At 54.9% G+C, this 346-nt stretch carries 1 protein-coding gene; it reads right to left on the bottom strand.

Annotated elements, in window-relative coordinates; genetic code table 11:
* Positions 1 to 346 (bottom strand): hypothetical protein (locus NR111_RS18915; protein ID WP_256821645.1); only part of this gene is annotated, 346 nt, incomplete at both ends.

Here is a 346-nt window from a genome sequence, read left to right as displayed (position 1 = left end):
ACTTTTTCCCTTTCCCTCTTCCTTCCTCTTCCTCCTCCTCTTCTTTCTTCCCCTCCCTCCTCCCCCTTTCCTTCCCCTCCTCCTTCTCCTCCTTCTTTCCTCCCTTCTCCCCCCCCTCCCCTCTCCCCTCTCTCTTTTCCTCCTCTCCTCCTTCCTCCTTTTTCTTCCCTTTTCCCTCTCCTCTCCCTTTTCTTTCTCCTCTCCTCTCTTCTTCCCTCCCTCCTCTTTCCTTCTTCTTCTCTCTCCTTCCCTCTCCCCCTCCTTTCTTCTTCCTCCCTTCCTTCCCCCCTTCTCCTCTTCTCTCTTCCTCTTCTCTTCCTCCTCCCCTCCTCTCCCCCCCTTTCTT

This window comes from Dietzia sp. Die43 (assembly GCF_024519835.1).
Classification (GTDB): domain Bacteria; phylum Actinomycetota; class Actinomycetes; order Mycobacteriales; family Mycobacteriaceae; genus Dietzia; species Dietzia kunjamensis.
Note: the sequence above shows the minus strand (reverse complement) of the source record. Positions and strands in the feature narration are given on the sequence as shown.